Source organism: Cryobacterium melibiosiphilum (assembly GCF_003602235.1).
GTDB classification, from domain to species: domain Bacteria; phylum Actinomycetota; class Actinomycetes; order Actinomycetales; family Microbacteriaceae; genus Cryobacterium; species Cryobacterium melibiosiphilum.
The window spans coordinates 231,352-251,554 of record NZ_QZVS01000097.1 but is presented as its reverse complement, the minus strand read 5'-3'; the positions used below and the strand labels follow the sequence as shown (position 1 = coordinate 251,554).

General features: G+C 68.6%; 20 protein-coding genes. All 20 read left to right on the top strand.

Annotated elements, in window-relative coordinates; translation table 11 throughout:
* On the top strand, positions 1-822 hold the full coding sequence (locus D6T64_RS21655) for a response regulator (protein ID WP_119976747.1): 822 nt from the start codon (positions 1-3) through the stop codon (positions 820-822).
* A 14-nt stretch (positions 823-836) separates the two neighbouring features.
* Positions 837-2,045: an EAL domain-containing response regulator gene (locus D6T64_RS21650; protein WP_119976746.1), complete on the top strand. Its 1,209-nt coding sequence runs from the start codon at positions 837-839 to the stop codon at positions 2,043-2,045.
* Positions 2,046-2,177: 132 nt separating this feature from the next.
* On the top strand, positions 2,178-6,593 hold the full coding sequence (locus D6T64_RS21645; protein ID WP_158594938.1) for an FtsK/SpoIIIE domain-containing protein: 4,416 nt from the start codon (positions 2,178-2,180) through the stop codon (positions 6,591-6,593).
* 120 nt (positions 6,594-6,713) lie between these two features.
* Entirely contained in the window at positions 6,714-7,469 is a 756-nt protein-coding gene (locus D6T64_RS22750) for a hypothetical protein (RefSeq protein WP_158594937.1), read from the top strand.
* 119 nt (positions 7,470-7,588) lie between these two features.
* Positions 7,589-7,885 (top strand): WXG100 family type VII secretion target, encoded by a 297-nt coding sequence (locus tag D6T64_RS21635; RefSeq protein ID WP_119976743.1) that lies wholly within the window; start codon positions 7,589-7,591, stop codon positions 7,883-7,885.
* 105 nt (positions 7,886-7,990) lie between these two features.
* The gene (locus D6T64_RS21630) at positions 7,991-8,713 is read left to right on the top strand and encodes an SAF domain-containing protein (RefSeq protein WP_119976742.1); all 723 of its coding nucleotides are present in this window, start codon (positions 7,991-7,993) and stop codon (positions 8,711-8,713) included.
* A gap of 2 nt (positions 8,714-8,715) precedes the next feature.
* Positions 8,716-9,570 carry a hypothetical protein gene (locus D6T64_RS21625; RefSeq protein WP_119976741.1) on the top strand — a complete coding sequence of 285 codons (855 nt, stop codon included), beginning with the start codon at positions 8,716-8,718 and terminating at the stop codon, positions 9,568-9,570.
* Positions 9,567-11,156 carry a CpaF family protein gene (locus D6T64_RS21620; RefSeq protein WP_119976740.1) on the top strand — a complete coding sequence of 530 codons (1,590 nt, stop codon included), beginning with the start codon at positions 9,567-9,569 and terminating at the stop codon, positions 11,154-11,156. The genes D6T64_RS21625 and D6T64_RS21620 overlap by 4 nt, the downstream gene beginning before the upstream one ends.
* Positions 11,153-12,052: a type II secretion system F family protein gene (locus tag D6T64_RS21615; RefSeq protein WP_119976739.1), complete on the top strand. Its 900-nt coding sequence runs from the start codon at positions 11,153-11,155 to the stop codon at positions 12,050-12,052. Before D6T64_RS21620 ends, D6T64_RS21615 begins: the two co-directional genes overlap by 4 nt.
* Position 12,053: 1 nt before the next feature.
* Positions 12,054-12,932: a type II secretion system F family protein gene (locus tag D6T64_RS21610; protein WP_119976738.1), complete on the top strand. Its 879-nt coding sequence runs from the start codon at positions 12,054-12,056 to the stop codon at positions 12,930-12,932.
* 46 nt (positions 12,933-12,978) lie between these two features.
* Positions 12,979-13,173, top strand: a complete 195-nt coding sequence (locus D6T64_RS21605; RefSeq protein ID WP_119976737.1) for a hypothetical protein — start codon at positions 12,979-12,981, stop codon at positions 13,171-13,173.
* A gap of 7 nt (positions 13,174-13,180) precedes the next feature.
* A complete protein-coding gene (locus D6T64_RS21600) occupies positions 13,181-13,597 on the top strand; it encodes a TadE family protein (protein WP_158594936.1) in 417 nt (138 codons plus the stop codon).
* Positions 13,598-13,637: 40 nt separating this feature from the next.
* On the top strand, positions 13,638-14,267 hold the full coding sequence (locus D6T64_RS21595; protein WP_119976735.1) for a hypothetical protein: 630 nt from the start codon (positions 13,638-13,640) through the stop codon (positions 14,265-14,267).
* 161 nt (positions 14,268-14,428) lie between these two features.
* Positions 14,429-15,229 carry a hypothetical protein gene (locus D6T64_RS23330; protein WP_233551505.1) on the top strand — a complete coding sequence of 267 codons (801 nt, stop codon included), beginning with the start codon at positions 14,429-14,431 and terminating at the stop codon, positions 15,227-15,229.
* Between the two features lie 3 nt (positions 15,230-15,232).
* The gene (locus D6T64_RS21585; RefSeq protein WP_233551503.1) at positions 15,233-15,697 is read left to right on the top strand and encodes a TadE/TadG family type IV pilus assembly protein; all 465 of its coding nucleotides are present in this window, start codon (positions 15,233-15,235) and stop codon (positions 15,695-15,697) included.
* Between the two features lie 7 nt (positions 15,698-15,704).
* Positions 15,705-16,130: a pilus assembly protein TadG-related protein gene (locus tag D6T64_RS21580; RefSeq protein ID WP_119976733.1), complete on the top strand. Its 426-nt coding sequence runs from the start codon at positions 15,705-15,707 to the stop codon at positions 16,128-16,130.
* A 100-nt stretch (positions 16,131-16,230) separates the two neighbouring features.
* The gene (locus tag D6T64_RS21575) at positions 16,231-16,785 is read left to right on the top strand and encodes a hypothetical protein (protein WP_147364639.1); all 555 of its coding nucleotides are present in this window, start codon (positions 16,231-16,233) and stop codon (positions 16,783-16,785) included.
* Positions 16,785-17,693, top strand: coding sequence for a hypothetical protein (locus tag D6T64_RS21570; RefSeq protein ID WP_119976731.1), 909 nt, complete (start codon positions 16,785-16,787; stop codon positions 17,691-17,693). The genes D6T64_RS21575 and D6T64_RS21570 overlap by 1 nt, the downstream gene beginning before the upstream one ends.
* A complete protein-coding gene (locus tag D6T64_RS21565) occupies positions 17,680-19,542 on the top strand; it encodes a hypothetical protein (RefSeq protein ID WP_119976730.1) in 1,863 nt (620 codons plus the stop codon). Before D6T64_RS21570 ends, D6T64_RS21565 begins: the two co-directional genes overlap by 14 nt.
* A 116-nt stretch (positions 19,543-19,658) precedes the next feature.
* Positions 19,659-20,147, top strand: a complete 489-nt coding sequence (locus D6T64_RS21560) for a hypothetical protein (RefSeq protein ID WP_119976729.1) — start codon at positions 19,659-19,661, stop codon at positions 20,145-20,147.
* The last annotated feature ends 56 nt before the right edge of the window (positions 20,148-20,203 follow it).

Genomic DNA, 20,203 nt, shown 5'->3' with positions numbered 1-20,203 from the left:
ATGGCCGCGGTACTCGTGATCGAAGACAACGCCACCAACCTGAAGCTGGCGACGCTGCTGCTCACCCGCGCCGGGCACACCGTGCTGGCGGCCGCCGACGCCGAAACCGGGCTGACCCTGGCCCACTTGGAGAAGCCCGAGCTCATCCTGATGGACATTCAGCTACCCGGCATGGACGGACTGGCGGCTACGGCGCTGCTGAAGCAAGACCCGGCGACCGCGGGGATTCCGGTCATCGCGCTCACCGCCATGGCGATGAAGGCCGACCAGGACCGGTCGCGCCTCGCCGGCTGCGATGGCTACATCACGAAACCGCTGCGCTACCAGGAATTGTACGCGGCGATCGATACGCTGCTGGTCAACCGCCGGGTGGAGGCCGCCGGTCAGCAGCCCGAACCCCATCACGTGCCCAGCCTCTTCGTGCGCGAGGAGACGACCGTGGACTCACCCGCCCGCGGGCCGGGGCCACCGCCGGTGGATGTGAGCATGCTCGAGAGCCTCGTCGGCAGCGACCCGGTCGTGATCCTCGACTTCCTGACCGATTTTCGCGCCAGTGCGCAGCTGATCGGTACCGCGCTGCTTGCGGCCTGCCGCAGCGCGGATGCCGTGACGGTCGGGGCGCAGGCGCACAAGCTGAAGTCGTCAGCGCGCTCGGTCGGCGCGCAAGCGCTGGGCGACCTGTGTGAGCGGCTGGAGGCGGCAGCCAAGGCAGGGCGCCTCGACACCCTCGGCGTGTTGTGCCCGGTCTTCGAACGGGACCTTCACCTGGTGCTCGCCTACCTGGACGCGCGCACCGCTGTGCCCCCGGCGGTGACCGCTTGAGTACAGCGGACAGAGTGGCCACGGCGGGGATTCGCATCCTGGTGCTCGACGACGAGCCGTTCATGCACAAGCTGCTGTCCCACATGCTCGGCGGCCTGGGCTTCACGAACGTCTCGGCACGGGAATCGGGGATCGATGCGCTCGTGCTCGTCGACTCGCCGCAACCGCCCGACCTGATTCTGCTCGACCTCAACATGCCGGGCATGGACGGCATCGAATTCGTGCGCGAACTCGTCGATCACCACTACACGGGCAGCGTCATCCTCGTCAGCGGCGAAGACGAGCGGGTGCTGCAGACCACCGTGCAGCTGGTCCTGGCGCACCGCATCTCGGTGCTCGGGCACCTGGGCAAGCCGGTGTCGCTGGCCCAGCTGTCCGCGATGATCGACAAGTGGATGCCCGCGGTTGCCCCGCTCGCGGCCGACCGCGTCTACGAACCGGCCGACCTGCGTGCCGCCATCGACAACGGTGAACTCGTGAATTACTACCAGCCCAAGGTCGACGTGCAGAGCGGGGCCGTGGTGGGTGTGGAGACGCTCGTGCGCTGGCAGCATCCGGTGGACGGGATCGTCTTTCCGGACCAGTTCATCACCCTGGCCGAAGAGAATGAGCTGATTCTCGATCTCACCGGGGTCGTGCTGGCCGCCGCGATGCAGCAAGCACATCTGTGGCACGAGCAGGGTCTGCACCTGCGGGTCGCCGTCAACCTGTCCATGGAGACGTTCTCGTCGGTGACCTTCGCCAATTTTGTGTCGAGCGCGGCCACCTCGGCCGGCGTCGCACCCCAGGACGTGATCCTGGAGGTGACGGAGAGCCGGCTGATGCTCGACCAGCGGGCGCCGCTCGAGATTCTCACCCGGCTGCGCCTGAAACGGTTTCGCCTGTCGATCGACGACTTCGGCACCGGGCACTCCTCCTTCACCCAGCTGCGCGACATCCCCTTTGACGAGTTGAAGATCGATCGCAGCTTCGTGCACGGTGCCACCCGGGACCGCACCGCGCTCGCCATGTACCACGCGAGCCTCGACCTCGGCAAGCAGCTGGGCATGGAGGTCGTGGCCGAGGGCGTGGAAGACCGCGACGACTGGGACCTCGTGCAGCGCACCCACTGCGACATCGCGCAGGGTTACTTCATCGCCCGGCCGATGCCGGCCGAAGACCTGGTCGGCTGGATCGCGATGTGGAACGAACGTCGGGTGGGCCTCGCGGCGTCCGCTGTCTGACTCGACCTGACCCGACCCGACCCGACCTGACCCGACCCGATTCGCTAGCGTAGGGTCTAGTTGTAAAAGCGCTGACGTCGGGGGCACCAGGAAATGAAACTACGGCTAGCGTTGCGAAACGCCACCGGAACCGTGGCAGACGTGCTGGTGACAGCGGATGTCACGGCCACCGTCAACGATGTGGCCCGCCACCTCGGCGGCGGGTCGGGGCCACGCGGGACCGATACGGAATCCTCCGCGGAACTCACCCTGCGGGTGGAATATCCCGGGCGCAGCCAGGCCCGGCTGCTCAACCCGTCGGCGGCGGTGCACGAGTCCAACCTGCGTTCCGGCTGCACCGTCGAGGTCGTCGGCGCGGGCGAACGCCGCACCGGCGACGACTTCTTCGGGGATGCCGCCGCAATCGTGCGGGTACTCGAGGGGCCAGACGCCGGCAGCGAGTTCACGTTGGCGAGCGGGGTCAACTACGTCGGCAGCGAACCCGACTTCCAGGTGCAGCTGACCGACCCGCAGGTCTCACGCCGCCATGCGGTGATCACCGTCGGCGAGACGATCAGCGTCACCGACCTCAACTCCGCCAACGGCGTCACCGTCGACGGGGTGTTGTTCCATCGGTCCCTCGTGTCGGCGACCGCGCGCATCCGCCTGGGCGAGACCGTGCTCGTCATCGTGCCGCTGGCCGCCCCGGGTGGCGGCGGGGGCCGGGCGGCCGAGGCCGAGGCCACCGACTTCTCGCGGTCGCCGCGCGTCGACCCGGTCTACGCGGGGCGCACGTTCACCGCGCCGGAGCTGCCCACCCCTCCCGACAAGGCCCGGTTTCCCGTGCTCGCGGTGATCAGCCCGATCATTCTCGGCGCGGTGCTGTTCTTCGTGACCGGGCAGGCCTACATGCTCATCTTCATCGCCCTGTCACCGCTCATCATGCTCGGCACCTGGATCGACTCCCGCATCCAGAACCGTCGCAAATCCCGCGACGACACCGCACGCTTCGATGCGGCGATCACCGACCTCGAAGAGACCCTCGTGACCGAACGCACGCTCGAGGTCACCGCCCGCGTCAACGAATCGCCCTCGGCGACGCAGGTCAGCGCCGCGATGAGCGAGCATTCCGCGCTGCTCTGGACGCGCAAACCCGAACACGCCAGCTTTCTCGAGGTGCGGCTGGGCCTCGGAACCCTGCCCAGCCGCAACACCGTCACCCTGCCGAGCAAGAACAGCGGCAGCGTCGCCGAATGGCACCAGGTGAACGGCATCGTCGACCGCTTCACGCCGGTGAGCGACGTTCCCGTGATCGAAAACCTGGCCCGCTCGGGCGCCCTCGGCATCGCCGGCACCTCCCCGGTCGCCCTCGACGCGGCCCGCAGCGTGCTCACCCAGCTGGCCGGGCTGCACTCACCCGCCGACCTCGTGGTCACCGCGTTCGCCGGCGGCGATTCCACCGCAGACTGGTCCTGGCTGAAGTGGATGCCGCACGTCAACTCCGCCTACAGCCCCCTGCGGCTGAACGGGCTGGCCTCCGACTACAACGCTGCGACCGCGCTGCTGGCCGCGCTCGAGGGCCTCATCGCGGCTCGCCGCACCGCCGGCCTAGGCGCCGGTGAAAAGGTGCGCTCGCGGTTGAAGGCCGACACGGCCGACTCGATCGATCGCGGCCAGGCCGTCGAACGGCTGCCGGCCAGCCCCGCCATCGTGGTGCTCGTGACCGCTGAAGCGCCCGCCGACCGCTCCCGGCTCGTCGCCCTCGGTGATGAGGGCGCCGACTACGGCGTGTTCCTGGTCTGGCTCGCGCACTCCGTCACGGCGCTGCCGGTGGTCTGCCGCACCTACCTCGACGTCGACCCCGACGCGGGACGGGTGCAGGTCGGCTTCGTGCGCTCCGGCCGCACGGTTGACCTGACCGAGCTCGACCGGGTTGATGCCGGCGCTGCCGCGACGGCCGCCCGCGCGCTCGCCCCGGTCGAAGACATCGGCGCCCGGGTCCTGGACGAGTCCGACCTGCCGCGCAGCGTCAACTTTCTCGATCTCTACGACGGCAACGTCGCCGACGACACCGGAGCGGTGATCCGCCGCTGGGTCAAGAACGACAGCCTGACCGGGGGATGGGTACCGGGATCGCAGCGTGAGGCGGGCGGCATCCGTGCCCTCGTCGGCCAAGGCGCGAGCGAGCCGTTCTACCTCGACCTGCGCGCCCACGGCCCGCACGCCCTGGTCGGCGGCACCACCGGGTCGGGCAAGAGTGAATTTCTGCAGACCTGGATCATGGGCATGGCCGCCGAGTACGCGCCCGACCGGGTGACCTTTCTGCTCGTGGACTACAAGGGCGGTGCGGCGTTTGCGGAGTGTGTCGACCTGCCGCACACCGTGGGCCTGGTCACCGACCTCAACCCGCACCTCGTGCGGCGAGCGCTGCTCTCGCTGCGCGCCGAGCTGAAGTACCGCGAGACCCTGCTGAACGCCAAGGGGGCCAAAGACCTTGAAACCCTCGAGAAGCGCTCGGACCCCGACGCGCCGCCGGTGCTCATCATCGTGATCGACGAGTTCGCGGCGCTCGCCGGGGAGGTGCCCGAGTTCGTCGACGGCGTCGTCGACGTCGCCCAGCGCGGGCGCTCGCTCGGCCTGCACCTCGTGCTCGCCACGCAGCGCCCGGCCGGCGTCATCAAGGACAGCCTGCGCGCGAACACCAACCTGCGGGTCGCGCTGCGCGTCGCGGACGAGGCCGACAGCCTCGACGTGCTCGGCATTCCCGCCGCCGCCGGCTTCGACCCGGGCACCCCAGGCCGTGCCGCCGCGAAACTCGGCCCCGGCCGGGTACTCGACTTTCAGGCCGCCTACCTCGGCGGCCACACCGATGGCGCCGTCACCGCGCCCGAGGTCGATGTGCAGGACCTGCCCTTCGGTCCCGGTGCCGAATGGGCGACGGATGCCGCGCGCGGCCCGCGCGGCGCAGGCGCCCGGGACATCGAGCGCCTCGCGACAACCATCGCCCGGGCGGCGGACGCCCGTTCGGTGCAGGTTCCCCGCAAGCCGTGGCTCGACCAGCTTCCCGAGTTGTTCGATCTGGGCGGGTTGCCGGCGGCGGGGGAGCGGCTGATTCCGATCGGACTACTCGACGAGCCGGAGCACCAGAGCCAGACTCCGTTTCTGCTCGACCTCGACACGGTCGGCAACCTCGCCATCATCGGTACCGGCGGTTCGGGCAAGACCAGTGCGCTGCGCACGATCGCGGTGGCCGCCTCGGCGGTGGCGGGGGAGTATCCGCTTCTCGTCTACGGCCTCGATTTCGCCGGCGGCGGGCTGGGCATGCTCGAATCGTTGCCGACCGTGGCCTCGATCGTCAGCGGCGACGATGTCGAGCGGGTGACGCGCCTGTTCAAGGACCTCGCCGCGGTCATCGATGACCGGGCCGCCCGGTTCGCCGCGCGTCGGGCGGGCTCGCTCGGCGACTACCGCGCCCTGTCGGGGCTGCCCGAGCCGCGCATCCTCGTGCTGATCGACGGCATGGGCGTGTTCAGATCGGAATTCGAGTTCGCCGGGGCCGGCGACGTCTTCGACCGGTTCGCGCGGCTCGCGGCGACCGGCCGCCAGGTCGGCGTGCACTTCGTGATGACCGCCGACCGGGCCGGAGCCTTTCCCACCCCGCTGCTGGCGAACGTGGGCCAGCGCCTGGTGCTGCGGCTCTCCGGGGAGTCCGAATATGCGTCCGCCGGGGTGAAAGCGGATGTGCTCGCCGAGGCCGCGCCCGGCCGCGCCCTCGTCGGCGGCCACGAGCTGCAATTGGCGGTGGCCGCCGGTAGCGCCGATGTGGCCCGCCAGTCGCTGCGCGTCGACCAGCTCGCGGCCGCCTTGCGGGCAGCGGGAGTCGCCACCGCGAACGGGATCGCCCGGCTGGCCGAACACATTTCGCTCGCCGACCTGCCCGGCACCGTCGACGGTCGCCCGACGCTCGGCGTGAGCGATGACACCCTGCAGGCCACCGGGCTTCCGCTCGATGGGCTCTTCGTCGTGACCGGCCCGTTCGGGTCGGGGCGCACGACCACGATGACGACGATCGTGCAGTCGGTGCGCGCCGCCCGGCGCGAGGTGCAGCCTTACCTGCTGGTGGGGCGGCGCAGCGCGCTGGCCACCGTCACCGACTGGGCCGACCGGTCGACGGATGCCGAGGAGGCGGACGCCCTCGCGATGCGCCTCGCAGCCCTGATCGAGAGCGGGGACGCCGAACAGCTGCTGATCGTCATCGAGAATGTCGGCGACTTCGAGGGCCTCGCCGCCGAGGGGGCGGTGGCCAAGCTGATCAAGGCCGCCCGCCGCGCGGGCGTGCCCGTGATCGCCGAGACCGACACGGTGACGGCCGCGAGCGCCTGGCAGATCTACAGCGAGCTGAAGACCGCCCGCGCCGGGATCGTGCTGCAGCCCGAAGAGACCGACGGCCTCAGCCTGTTCCGCACCCCGTTCCCCCGGGTCACCCGCAGCGACTTTCCGCCGGGCCGCGGAATTCTCGTGGACTCCGGGCGTGTGACGCGGGTGCAGGTGGCATTCCCGACACCGTAGACTGGCCCCACGCAGGGGGTGGACTTCCAGTCCACTCCGGCTCGTTCGTGTGTGCGGTCACAACCCCGGGGGGACCGACGCCAATGTCTCTTCTCGTGATCAATCCGTTCTATATCGAGTGTGTTGCGCGCGATCTTCTGCTCGCAGCCGCAGCCGCAGCCGCAGCCGCAGCCGCAGCCGCCGCTGGCGTGTGACGGCGCGACGGTGATCGGCAACCTCGACGGCGTGCCGTACGCGACGCGGGTGCAGGCGAACCGGGCGAATATCGCCGCGAGCATTGTCACGTTGACAGACGACGATGGCGGACAGCGATGGGGACGACAAATGAAACGAATATTCCACGGCACATCATCATGCAGTCGCTTGACCCTGGTCACGTTGATACTGCTCGGGTCCCTCCTGCTCGGCGGCTGCACTCAGACAGGAAGCACAGTGCCCGAGATAACGCTGGACCAAGCCCAGGAGAAGACCGCAGCCGTCGTCGACGGATTCATCTCCGCCATCGACCCGGCCACGGTTGCCCGCATCGACGACGTCAGGGATGAGTCGTCGGGATGCCGGGGGAGCGACGTCGACCCGCAGGGACTGGTTCGGCAGTGGGTGACCACGCGATACGTCACCTTTGTCGACGGGACCGACGCCCTGACGCTGCTCGATCGACTCGTTGCGGATGTCGAAACCGACGGGTGGACGCTGGCCACCAGCAGCGACGTCAATGACGGTGCCGGGCAACGGGTGAACCTGTCCGCGCCCGAAGAAGACCGCGCCGGCTACGGAGTGCAGATGTCAACGGGTGCTTACGAGGGCAGGCCGACAGTCCTGACGATCAGCGGCTCAAGTCCGTGTTTCGACGTCGACCTGGATGACCTTCCCTGACCAGCGCCGCCGGCGTCCCCGGCCGGGGGTGGTCTTGCCCGAGCCGGGATACCCCATAGACTGGCCCCACATGGGGGTGGACGCTCAGTCTGCTTCGACAAACTGAGGGGTGCAGAACTATGTCGAACATCAATGTGTCATACCAGGAGATCAACTCGAACGCCGATCGACTGATCGTCGGCCGCGATGAGATCAACGCGACGCTCGGCAAGCTGCAGTCGCAGATCGCCGCGCTGATCAGTTCCGGCTTCTCGACCGACAAGTCCTCCGGCGCGTTCTCGGACGCCTACAACCGCTTCACGACCGGCGCCCAGAACACCATCGGCGGGCTCGACGACCTCTCGCTCTTCCTGCGCACCACAGCGACGACGCTCGGCGACGTCGACGCCCAGCTCGCCTCGCGCCTCGGCCGCTAACCCGCGCACGCCGCCTCCTCCCGTCGGGATCGAGGCCTTCCGTCGGGGATCGAGAATCACCGCGCCATCGGCGTGAACACCGCAAGCTGGGGGAACAGAGCACAGATGTCCAACACCAACGAGGCATCCACTCGCGCGAAGACGGCGCGCACGCCGCGCCGCCGCCCTGTCGCGCTCAAGAAAGCGGATGCGCCGGCCTCGCCGGGCCGCGAGGCAGGCCAGCCCCCGACCAAATCCCGCCGCCGCCCGGCCGTCATCGCCGCCGGCGTGGCCCTCGCCATTGTGGGTGGCCTCGGCAGCTGGTTTTACGCGTCGACCGTCGGTGACACGGTCACCGTGCTCACGACGAGTGCCGACATCGCCCGCGGCGCGACGATCACGAGTGAGAATCTGACGACGCTGCAGATCGCGGGCGGGCAGGACACGACAGCGGTCGCGGCCGAGCAAGCCGCCAGTGTCATCGGCGAGACGGCCACCGTGGATCTCCCGACCGGAACCATGATCACGAGCGACAATGTGGGCGCCGGTATCGCCGTCGAGACCGGCCAATCCATCGTCGGCGTTGCACTGTCGGTGGCCCAGCTGCCCAGCTACCCGCTGGCCGCCGGCGATCAGGTGCGCCTGGTCGACACGCCGGTCTCGCAGGGTGACCCGCCCGCCAGCTCACCGGAATCCTTCGAAGCGACCGTCTTCACGACCCGGTTCGACGAGGGATCCAGTACCTGGATCGTCGACCTCGTGGTGCCGCAGAGTCAGGCCGCCGACATCGCCGCCCGGGGTGCGACCGGCCGTGTCGCGCTGATTCTCGACTCCGTCGCGGCGGAGTAACCGTGTCGGTCATCGTGCTCGCGAGCCTGGCCGGTTCGCCCGGAGTCACCACCGCGGCCGTCGGGGCAGCCCTCAGCTGGCATCGCCCCGCGTTTTTGGTTGAAGCGGATACCTCCAAATCGAGCAGTATCCTGCCCGGCCTGCTGCGCGGCCAGGTCGATCACTCGCGCGGGCTCACCCCGCTCTCGGTCGACCACCTGCGCGGTGACCTCACGGTGCAGAGCCTCTGGGCCCAGGCCATCGAGCTCGCCCCCGAGCGGTATCTGATTCCCGGGTTCTCCAGCCTGCAGGCCGCGCGTGGCACGACCACCCTCTGGCCCGCCCTCGGTTCGGCACTGGCCGGCCTCGAAGGCGCCGGAATCGACGTGATCATCGATGTCGGCCGGATCAGCCAGAACGACGCCCGCATTCCGCTGCTGCAGCAGGCCGACTGCGTCGTCGTCGTGGCTCGGCCGGTACTGCCCGACATCGCGGCCCTCGCGCCACGCGTCGGCGAGCTGGTCACGGCGATGACGGCCGCCGGCCACGCCGACCTGCTGCACCTGCTTCTCGTCGACTCCGCCGTCGAGGGCTACACGTCGCCTGAAATAACCCGGGTGCTCGGCGTGCCCATCGTCGGACGCATCGAGTGGGACGTGCGCGCCGCCGCCGTGCACTCGCTCGGCGCGACGCCACCGCCCAAATACGACCGCAGCGCCTACCGCCGGTCGGTGCACTCCACGTCGCTCGCCCTCGTGCAGGCCATGGAGGAGCGCGCGACCCGCCTGGGGGTGCGACCGGCGCCCGCCAACGCTCGATCCGATTCGCGCCAGGAGCCGGCGCTGTCGGAACAGATTCGAACGGAGGTCCCGCTGTGACCGAAGACACAACCACCGGAACCCGGGACATCGGCCAGCTTCCGTTCTTCGCCGCCCAGACCGACGAGGCGTCGACGGATGCCCCTTTCCGCAGCCCCTTCGCGCCGCCGTCGGGCCGCCGATCCGCGCCCCCCGAGCCCGAGCCCGTTCCCGAACCCGCGCACGCCGCCCCCACCCACACGCTGCCCGCATCGCGGAGCGCGCTGGCCGCGGCCGGGCTGGACGAGTCGGGTGCGGCATCCGTCGCCCTGCAGTGGGACGTCGTGGCGGGCCTTCGCGAACAGGTCGCGAACCTGCTGGCCCAGTCGGAGCTGTCGTCGCCCGGGCTCAGTGATGCCTCCCGGCACGCGCTCGCCCAGGCCCACATTGCCGACGTGATCCGCTCGCAGGTCGACGACATGGTGCGTCTGGCCGGCGGAACGAGCGCCTGGGACCCACGCACCCAGAACGCGATGGCGAAGGCCATCTTCGACTCGCTGTTCAAACTGGGCCGTCTGCAGCCCCTTGTCGACCAGCCGGAGGTCGAGAACATCGACATCTACGGCTTCGACAACGTCTGGGTCACCTACGCGTCGGGGGAGAAGAAGCGGCACGCGCCGGTCGCCTCGAGCGACGCCGAGCTGATGGCCGAGATCGCCTTTCTCGCCGCGCGCGGCGGAGAGACCGGCCGTGCGTTCACGGCGACGAACCCGATTCTCGACATGGACCTGCCCGGCGGTGCCCGCCTCGCCGCGGTCGCGCCGCCCATCTCCCCGCGGCCGAAGATCGTCATCCGCATCCACCGCTTCGTGGACATCACCCTCGACGACCTCGTCGTCAACCACCGCACGCTCACCCCGGCGATGAGCGGTTTTCTCGACGCCGCGGTGAAGGCGGGCAAATCGATGGTCGTGGCCGGGCATCCGAACGCCGGCAAGACCACCCTCGTGCGGGCGCTCTGCAACAGCATCGACCCCTTCGAGGAGATCGTCACGATCGAGAAGGAGCGCGAGCTGCACCTTGACCGCATGAACGACCGGCACCACATCATCACCGCGCTGCAGTACCGCCCCGGCCAGGGCGAGCGCACGGTCGACGGCAGCAGACCGGGCGAGATCACGATGGTCGAACTGCTCGAGGAGGCCCTGCGCCTGAACGCGCAGCGCATCGTCGTCGGCGAGGTGCGCGGCGGGGAGATCGACGCCATGTTCCAAGCCATGCAGGCCGGCGTCGGCTCGCTCAGCACCCTCCACGCCGAGAGCCCGGCGAACGCGATCGAGCGCATGGCGACGCTGACTCAGCGCAGCCTCAACACCTCCGACGCCTACGCGTACCGGCAGATCGCCCAGCACATCAACTTCATCGTGCAGGTGAGCAAGGTGCGCGACGCCGAGACCGGCCTGGTGCGCCGCATCGTCACCGAGATCGCCGAGGTCGGCCCGGGCGAGCAGGCCCGCCCGATCGCGACGCCCATCTTTCGCGCCGACCCGTACACGCACGAGCAGGTGGCCCTGAACCGGCCGCGCGAAGAGACCCTCGCCGAGCTCGTGCACGCCGGGTTCGACGCGAACCTGCTGCTGCCCGGCCATTCGGGCGCGTCGGTATGAGTGCCACCCTGCTGGCAGTCTGCACGATCGCGGCCCTGCTCGGGCTGCTCGTCGTCGTGCTCGGTTTTCTTCCCCAGGAACGTGCCCGCGGTGAGCGGATGCCCAGCGTGGTTCTGCTGCGCCTCGTGGCCTACCGCAGCCAGTTCAGCCGAGAGCGGCAGCTGTTGGCCCTCGCCGGTCTCGTCGTCGGCATTCTCGTCTGGGTGATCACCGGCTGGTTCGTGATGCTCATCGCCGTGCCCGTCGCCGCCATCGGTGTGCCGCTGCTGCTCGGCACGGGCAACGAGAACGACACCATCGCCCGGCTTGAAGCGCTGGAGACCTGGACCCGCAGCCTGTCGGGCCTGATTGTGGCCGGCGCCGGCCTCGAACAGGCCGTCACGGCCTCGCTCAGCAGCACTCCCAGCGCGATCAAACCGCAGGTCGCAATGCTCACGGCCCGCATCAACGCGCGCTGGGCGACGGCCGCGGCGCTGCAGGGTTTCGCCGACGATCTGAAGGACCCGACCGCCGACCTCGTGGTGGCCCACCTGCTGCTCGCGGACAAGCAGCGCGGCCCGGGCCTGGTCAACGCCCTCGACGACCTCGCCCAGATCGTGTTCGAAGAGGTGCGGGTGCGTCGCGAGATCGAAACCGACCGCGCCAAGCCCCGCACGAGCGTGCGCATCATCACGCTGGTGACCCTCGCCCTGCTGCTGCTCATTCCGTTCATGGGCGAGTTCATGGCGCCGTACCGCAGCTTTCTCGGCCAGGTCGCCCTCGCGGTCTGGCTGACCCTCTACGTGGTGCTGCTGATCTGGCTCAAGCGCATCACGGTCGGCACCCCGACGCCACGCATTCTCGAGAACCCGCTCGAGGCCGCGCCGGCTGCCGTTCGAGTGACGCAGGGGGCCTGAGATGTGGCAGCTCGCGCTCATCCCCGGAATCCTGGCCGGCCTCGGCGTCGCCTTGGTCATCTCGCAGCTGATGCCGAAACAGCCTCAGCTGGCGGCCGCCATCGAACGCCTCGGCACGACCTCGGTCGCGGGGCTCGGCCGCGATGCCTCGTTCGAGGTGCGCGTGGGCACCTGGGTGCACAAACGCTTGCCCGACCTGCCCGGGTTCACGATCCCGACCACGAACCTCGCCCTGGTCGGGGTTCCGGTCAACAAATACCTCTCCGATAAAGCCCTGCTCGCCGCGTTCGGCCTGGTCATGCCGAGCCTGTTCGGGCTGTTCTTGCAACTCATCGGCGTGCTGCCGTTCTACCTGCCGGCGCTGCTCGGCATTCCCCTCGCGGCACTGCTCTGGTTCGGGCCCGACCAGGACCTGAAGGCCAAAGCGGCGCGGGCCCGGGAGGAGTTTTCTCGGGCGGTGGCCGTTTATCTCGAACTCGTCGCGGCCGAACGGCGCCGCGGCGCCCCCGCCGGCCACGCCCTGCTCTCGGCGGCCCAGGTCGGCAAATCCTGGGTGTTCGTGCGCATTCGGCAGGAACTCACCCGGGCCCAATATGCGGGCACCCCGCCGTGGGACGCGCTCACGACCTTCTCGGAGGAGATCGGCGTGCCCGAACTGGCGGATGTCGCCAAGATTGTGCGGCTGTCCGGCGAGGAGGGCGCATCCGTCTATGAAACCCTCCGGGCCCGCGGCAAGTCACTGCGCGTGCAGCTGCTCAACAACGAGCACACCCGGGCCAACGAGATCAGCGAGCGGATGACCATCCCGATGACGATGCTGGCCATGGTCTTCGTGGGGCTGATCCTTACGCCGCTCGTGATGAACCTGTTGGCGTCGTAGCACCCAGATTTTTCCGTCACTACACCCCTATATATAGGAGCAGAACATGAGCACACTGAGCCGAAAGTTTCGTACGGGACTGGGTCGCCGCATCCGCCTGCTGCGCGAGCAGAGTGAGGCCGGCCTGCAGACGGTCGAGTGGATCTTTCTCGTCGTGGGCATCCTCGTGATCGCCGGCATCGTGATCGCTGCCGTCACGACCTTCGTGGACGGGCAGGTCGCCCTGCTGCCCGGAACGTAAGCTCACCGTGACGCAGCGAGCCCGCGGCATCCGCAGGACCACGGCACCACGCCGTGGGTCTGGGGCCGAGCGCGGCTCGCAGACGATCGAGGCCCTGCTGATTCTGCCGGTGCTGTTCGGCATCTTCTTCGTGATCATTCAGGGGGCGGTGTGGGTGCACGCCGGCAACATCGCCCAGGCAGCGGCGTCGAGCGCGTACAACGCGGCGAGACTGTTCGAGGCGACGCCCGACGACGGCATCGCCGCGGGCAACGCGACGGCGACCGGATCCGGAATGGTGCTGAGCGGCGCGGTCGTGACGGTGGGCCGCACCCCCACCGAGGTATCCGTGACGGTGACCGGAAACGCGCCGACTCTGGTGCCCGGCTGGAACACCGCCGTCGAACGGTCGGTGACCGGACCGGTCGAACGGTGGATCGGATGATCGCACCCAGGGCCAACAGCACGCAATTGAAGGAGACCGCATGACCACGTATACCTCGAGATCGCCCAGGGCCAGCCGCAGGCTCGCGCTCATCGGCCTCTTCTCGGTGGGCCTGTTGGGAGTGACGGCGTGCACCGCGGGCGAGTCGGCGCCGACCGCGAGCCCCGAGGCATCCGTTACGCCAACGCCCGAGGCCCTCGCGACGGGGGAGAGCGCGCCGCCGACGAGCTACGAGGACGCCATGACGAACAGCACGGCGGCAGCCCAGGAATACCTGCGCGTGTGGGCCGAGATCGAGGTCGAGAACCCGGCAGACAGCAGTGCCATCGATGACGTGGCCATCGAGCAGGCCGCACGGCATGTGCACGAGCTTTCGGAGCGCCAGGCCAGTGATGGGTTGGTCGCCACCGGTGCCAGCAGCTACCAGGTCCTCCCCGAATCCACTGTCGGTGAATATTCCCTGGGCGAGACCTCTCTTCCCTTCAGCGCGGCCACCCTCGTGGGCTGTTTCGACACGTCGGGGTCGAACTTCACCCATGCGGACGGATCGGTGGTGCAGATGCAACCGATCAGGAGCGGCTTGATCAGGATGGTCCTGGTATATCTCGAGAGCGAACAACGTTGGATGGTGAAGGACTTCATCGACCCGGACGTGGTTGAGCCGTGCTGAAGATGGTTGCTCGACTCGTTGCGGTGATCCTCGGCGTAAGCCTGCTGGTGGGGGTCTCCCCGGTGTCCGCCGAGGCCTACGTTGTGTGCACGGGCGGGGGCTTGTCGGTGAAGCAGTGTGACACCTCGGGTACGGGCCTGGCCGCTCCCGTAGATCCCCCCATGAATCCCAGCACCGGACTGACACCGTCCCCGCCGGAGTGCCTGGATCAGCGCGCCGACGGCGATTACTACGTCGTGGATTGCTCGAGCGGGGTCGCCTACTGGAGCAATTACTGGCAATGTTACATGGGCGCTTTCATCGGGCCCAAGCTGCCTCCCGAAGGCGCCGGCGAAGGTGGCTGGTACATGTGCACGCTCTCCGGAGGGGACTATGCGGAGGTTATCTGCGACGTGAGCCCCTGTGCGTCCGGTGCGATTTCACGCTGGCTGGAAAACCCGCCGCCGGGAATCGAAACACTGACCGCGGGCCAGGCGGGCCAGGCGATGGCGAACTCCTTCGAGTTGCACGCCATCGACATCGGCTTCGCACCTGACCCCGACATCGTGGACTCCCGCAGCTACGTCGGCGTGCCGATCTGGATGTGGGTGGAATCGCCGACCGAGGATACTTTTGGACCCCTCGAGCAGGTGACGCCGCTGGGTGGATTCAGCGTTACCGCGACCGCCCAGGTCACGTCGATCCTCTGGAATATGGGCGACGGCACCACGGTCGCCTGCGCCGGCGTCGGCACGCCGTTCGTCGTGGCGTACGGCGCCGTTGATTCGCCGACCTGCGGGCATCGCTACGCGCGCACGTCGAACGCCCAGCCCGGCGGCGAATACACGGTCACGGCGACGAGCCAGTGGAGCGTGACGTGGAGCGGTGGCGGCCAGTCGGGCGTGATTCCGCTCACGACCGAGAGTTCGACGACGGTCGACATCAACGAACTCCAGTCGGTCAACGTCGGATCGGCGCGGTAACCCGTGCCTCCGACCAGGCGGCGGATGCTGCGCCGCGGCCTCCGACAGGTGCTGCGGCACGAGCAGGGCTCCATGAGTGTGGAGCTCGTGCTCATCGCGCCCGCGCTGGTGCTGGTCATTCTGCTGCTCGTCGCGGGAGCGCGGCTCGCGCTGGCGGGTAACTCGGTCGAGAGCGCCGCGGCGGCCGCGGCGAGGGACGCGTCGTTGTCGCGCACGGCATCCGCTGCGCAGCTCAATGCGACCCAGGCCGCGCAGACGTCGATCGCGCAGGCGGGGCTGAGCTGCGCGTCGTTCACGGTCGTCATCGACGACTCCGGCCTGAGCGTGCCGCTCGGCGAGGTCGGCCTGGTCTCGGCGACACTCAGCTGCACCCTGGACCTGACGGACATCGCACTGCCGGGCCTTCCGGGCACCAAGACAATGACGACGACGGCGACCTCGCCGGTCGACGCCTACCGGGAACGGTGATCGAGCTGTGAAGCGATTCTGGAACAACCGGCTGTACAGGGGGAACGAGAGTGAGCGCGGGTCGGCGTCGATTGCGTTCGTGATGATCGTGCTCACCCTCGTGGTCGTCATCGGACTCGTCGTCGACGGTGCGGGCAAGATCCAGGCGAACGAACGCGCCGGGCAGGTGGCGGCATCCGCTGCGCGCGCGGCGACGAATTCGGTCAGCGGGGAGACCGTGCTGAGCGGCGCTCTGGCGCTGAACCGGGATGCGGCGCAGGCCGCCGCCCTGGCCTATGTCGACGCGGCGGGCATGACCGGCACCGTGACTTTTGACGGCGAGATCGTGAACGTCGCGGTGGCGACGGAATACGCGACGAAGTTCGTCAGCCTGATCGGCATCACCTCGTTACCCGGCGGCGGGCAGGCGTCTGCCCAGCTCATCACCGAGTGACACCTTCTGAGCAACACCTCTCGAGGGAAACGTACCGAATGACCGACCGGAATCAACCGGCTAGGCTGGGCCCATCTGGGGGTAGACAATGTATGGCGACATGAATCAGGTACGCGTACGGGCTGCGGCCGTGCGCGCGGATGCCACGGAGCTGCGGGCGCGCGCATCGTCCCTGCTGCAACAGAGCGGCGCAATGGGGTGGAATTCGAAGGCGGGCGATGCGCTGCGAGAGCGCATCACGGAGGTCGCGACGAGCCTCGGCGGCCAGGCCCAGGCGCTCGACGACGCGGCGACGGCCCTGGAGGCCCACGCGCACTCCGTCGACGATGTGAAGCAGGCGATCAGGGACGCCCAGCTCTGGGTGGAAGACCGATGGCGAGAGGCCCAGACCGTCGCGGCGACCGCCGTTGAAACCGTGCAGGACGTCGCCGATGCCGCCGTGACACGTTTCATGCGCGTCATGGTCGACACCGCGGCAAACCTGCAGACCGGAATGGTGCGCATCGCTGTCTTCACCGTCGCCGGCGTGCAGGTCACGGCCGCGGCCGTCGACCACGCCCACGAAGTCATCACCACGATCCCCGTTCTGCCGGTGGGCGAACGGCGCGAGTGGCTCGACGTGCGGTCGACCTACGCGGCGAGAGGCTGGGTGTGATGAGCGACGACGACTCCCGCGTCGACCTGACGGTGGCCGAACTGAGGCTGATTCGCGATCACATTCCCGGGCTGCTGCTGCCCGATTTTCTGCCACCGGCCGCCACCGAGACAGCGGCGGCCGCCGCTAGCGGGCAGGCTCTTGACAGGTTGCGGGCCGCGGGCCTGGTCACTGCTGCCGCCACACTGGCTGAGCCGGACTGGACCGACGCGGTGATGCCGGCGCTGCGCGTGCCGCTGGCCCTGCAAATGGCCGGCGACTTTGTCTTTCAGGTGAGCGCCTTCACTCCGGCCGAGCGCACCGACCATGCGAGCACGGTCACGCGAGGTGCCTGCTCCGGCCTCACCGTCATCACCCCGCGTCTTTCGGCGACGGATGCCGCCGCGCGCGCCGTCGTGGCCCTCACGCCCGTGGACCGGTTGTGGACGTCACTGTGTGAGCTGGTGCCGGGTGAGCTGGTGCCGGGTGCCGTCGCGAACCCCGCCGCCGAGGCATCCGCTGCCCCGTCACCCGTACCCTCGGTCGCGATCGGCCTCGTCGAATCGCGGGCGCTCATCGCGGCGATGAGAGCGCACGACCGGTCGGTGATCGACGCGCTGGCGACCGAACTGCACGTGGAGCGACCGGCGCGGCAGCTGCTCGAGGACCTGTCCGGTTCGCTGGACACGGGATTTCGGGTGAAGGCCTTCACGGCCACCGGATGCGTGTACAGCCACGACTGGTTTCTGGGGCCGCGCGGGTGGATCACCGTGCGCCTCTCGGTTTCGGGTGCGGCGGCTGATATCTCGGCGACGGACGTGGTCGACGGCGGCACGGTGCGCCTCACCCGCGCGCGGCGTGAGGACATCCGCGTCGACCTGCTCGGCATCGTGGCCACACTCGTAAGGGATACCTATGCCGCCCGTTGAGCCGGCCCCCGGCATGCCCGACCTGCCCACCAACCCCTTCAATCCATCGGCGGTTGCCCATGCCGAGGCAGAGGCCGACGTCGCAGCCGCGGAAGACCGGTACATCGAGAACCTCGACGCGGCCAGCGAAGACTCGGCTCTGGGCATGCTGACGCAGACGGCGCAGGGTGTCGTCAACGTCGGCGCCGCCGTGTCGACCGGCAGCGCCAGCCTGGCCGTGACGTTCTCCGACGTCGAGGCCATGACCACATCGATTTCGTCACTCAACACATTCCTCGTGCCGGTGATTGCCTCGGTCGTTCGGCTGGTGACCGATCCAGACATCACGGATTCGCTCATTCTGTCGCCGGTGACGGGGATCAATGCCGAAGCGGCCGTGCTCGGGGCGGTCACTCGCCTCAGTGTCGATCTCGTCGTCTCAACGGGACTCGCGCACGTGACAGCATCCGTCGTCAGGACCTATGAGCTCGCCGACGGCACGCTGAGCGCGTCGGCTGCGGCCCTCGCAGCCGGTGCCGGTTTCGGCGGCGCGTACCTGAGCGGCTCCGCGGGTGTGCTGGGAGCCCACGTTCAGGGCGCCTTCGGCTGGTGGGGAACGGTGATCGCCGGGGGCGCCAAGACCGGCGTCGCCCTGCTCGAAGAGCACGCCGCAATAGACCGCATGATGACCGTTCTGGGCGTGGGTGCGGCCGTCGCCGTGGGATCGGGGATTCTGGCGTCTACGCAGGAAGGAGCCGACGCGCTGCTGGGAGCGGTACGGGAGACGGTCGGGGACTATGCCGCCGATCCCCGGATGCTCGCCACGCTGGCGCTTCCGGGCGGCCTGACGCTGCTCGGAGCACGGGTTGGAGCGGCGTTTCCGCGCAACTTCTCGCTCGACGACGTCTGGGCCAACATGGCCACGAACGTGCAGGGTGCCCTCGGCGCCACGGGCCCGTACTTCGACGACATCCTGACCATGATCATTCGCGACGGTCGCACCCTCGGGCTCTTTCACGACGGGCAAGCGCACCTGGTCACCGGAGACGATGTTCCGATCAGTCTCGAGACGATCCTTCTGCGCGGCGAAGAGAGCCAGAAGGACAGCCGCACGGACATCTACGGCCAGGGTGCGCCGCCGTTCGCCCACGATGGGTCCGGCAGGATCATTCCCACGGATACCGCGTCGATGATGGCCAGCCTGGCCCAGATCGACCAAATCGGCGGCGAAGACATGGGCGTGATACGGGTATTCACCCTGCTCGACGCGCAGGGCGTGCCGACCGGCTATACGGTTCAGAGCACCAGCACGGCGACATTCGCTCCGGTGGCTGGCACCGTTCCGAACGACTTGACGAGTGACCTCTATGCCCTCACCTACGGCGATCAAACAGCCATGGCACAGGCGGTCTATGCGGCGATGGACACAGCGGGCATCACGACGGGCGCCGGAGGTCTGCCGGTGACCCTCGACGGCTTCAGCCTCGGCGGCATCACGGCCGGAGCGATCGCACAGAACACGAGCAACGGGTACAACATAGTCGGAGTCAACACCGCCGGATCGCCAATCGGGGACATGGCCATTCCGTCCCACATCGACGTGTTCTCCCTCGAAGCCGACGAGGACCTCATCCCCAGCTCCGACGGCAAACCCAACCCGGATACGACGAACTGGACGACGCTGCTCCAGCCTGGGCACAAGCTTGAAAGTGAGGAAACGGCGCCGATCATGGACCCGGCCACGGTGCATAACGCTGATCGCTATGGCGTGATGGCGCTGGCCAACCCGGCCGTCCACGCCGCCGGGGGGCTCAACGTTCCCGTCGGGGGATCGGTGCAGGTCGACGATTATTATGCGGTGAGGAAATAGTGATGCCTGAACCTAAACGACTGTCTGAACGGAAACGACTGTCTGAACGGAAACGACTGTCTGAACGGAAACGACTGTCTGGGCCCCGCGCCGGGGCTTGTCTCGCAGCGGCAGCGGTGATCGCCGGGGCGCTGGCCGGGTGCGGCGTCACGGGCGGCCAGACCCCCGAGAGCGCGTCAAAGGCCCTCTCCGCCCTTCCCGGCGTGGCCGAAGCCGAGGTCGTGAGCGAATCCCACAGGTCCGGACTCGCCGAGGAAACACTCGTACGAGCAGTGTTGACCGTCGACGACGGCTTTCAGGTCGCCGACGACGAGGCTTTGGCCTCGTTCCTCCTGGAAACGGCCTGGTCGGTCGCCGACACGAAGCCGAACAGCTTTTTGTCGATCTACCTGATCGTTCCGGAGGGTCAGATTGTCGACCTGTACACCGCCGCCGAGAACGGCGGCTGGTCCGGGGCCTACGGGCAGGATCCGGAGAATCCGGGCAGCTTCATGCTCAACGTCGATGCTGGGGAAATTGGTGGACCCGAATCCCTCGACCGTCTCGGCGGCTGGCCGGGCGACGTCCCGGTGCTTCCGGACGGCGTCATCATGGAGATCCCATGACACTCACGCACGCAGCGAGGCACCCGTTGGGTCGCTCGGCAGCGGCGCTCAGCGCC

Coding starts and splice junctions, on each gene's coding strand:
- D6T64_RS21570 (WP_119976731.1), top strand. CDS start 16,785: ATGAGCGACGACGACTCCCGCGTCGACCTGACGGTGGCCGAACTGAGG.
- D6T64_RS21605 (WP_119976737.1), top strand. CDS start 12,979: ATGAGCACACTGAGCCGAAAGTTTCGTACGGGACTGGGTCGCCGCATC.
- D6T64_RS21630 (WP_119976742.1), top strand. CDS start 7,991: ATGTCCAACACCAACGAGGCATCCACTCGCGCGAAGACGGCGCGCACG.
- D6T64_RS21575 (WP_147364639.1), top strand. CDS start 16,231: ATGAATCAGGTACGCGTACGGGCTGCGGCCGTGCGCGCGGATGCCACG.
- D6T64_RS21565 (WP_119976730.1), top strand. CDS start 17,680: ATGCCGCCCGTTGAGCCGGCCCCCGGCATGCCCGACCTGCCCACCAAC.
- D6T64_RS23330 (WP_233551505.1), top strand. CDS start 14,429: ATGAATCCCAGCACCGGACTGACACCGTCCCCGCCGGAGTGCCTGGAT.
- D6T64_RS21595 (WP_119976735.1), top strand. CDS start 13,638: ATGACCACGTATACCTCGAGATCGCCCAGGGCCAGCCGCAGGCTCGCG.
- D6T64_RS21655 (WP_119976747.1), top strand. CDS start 1: ATGGCCGCGGTACTCGTGATCGAAGACAACGCCACCAACCTGAAGCTG.
- D6T64_RS21635 (WP_119976743.1), top strand. CDS start 7,589: ATGTCGAACATCAATGTGTCATACCAGGAGATCAACTCGAACGCCGAT.
- D6T64_RS21610 (WP_119976738.1), top strand. CDS start 12,054: ATGTGGCAGCTCGCGCTCATCCCCGGAATCCTGGCCGGCCTCGGCGTC.
- D6T64_RS21615 (WP_119976739.1), top strand. CDS start 11,153: ATGAGTGCCACCCTGCTGGCAGTCTGCACGATCGCGGCCCTGCTCGGG.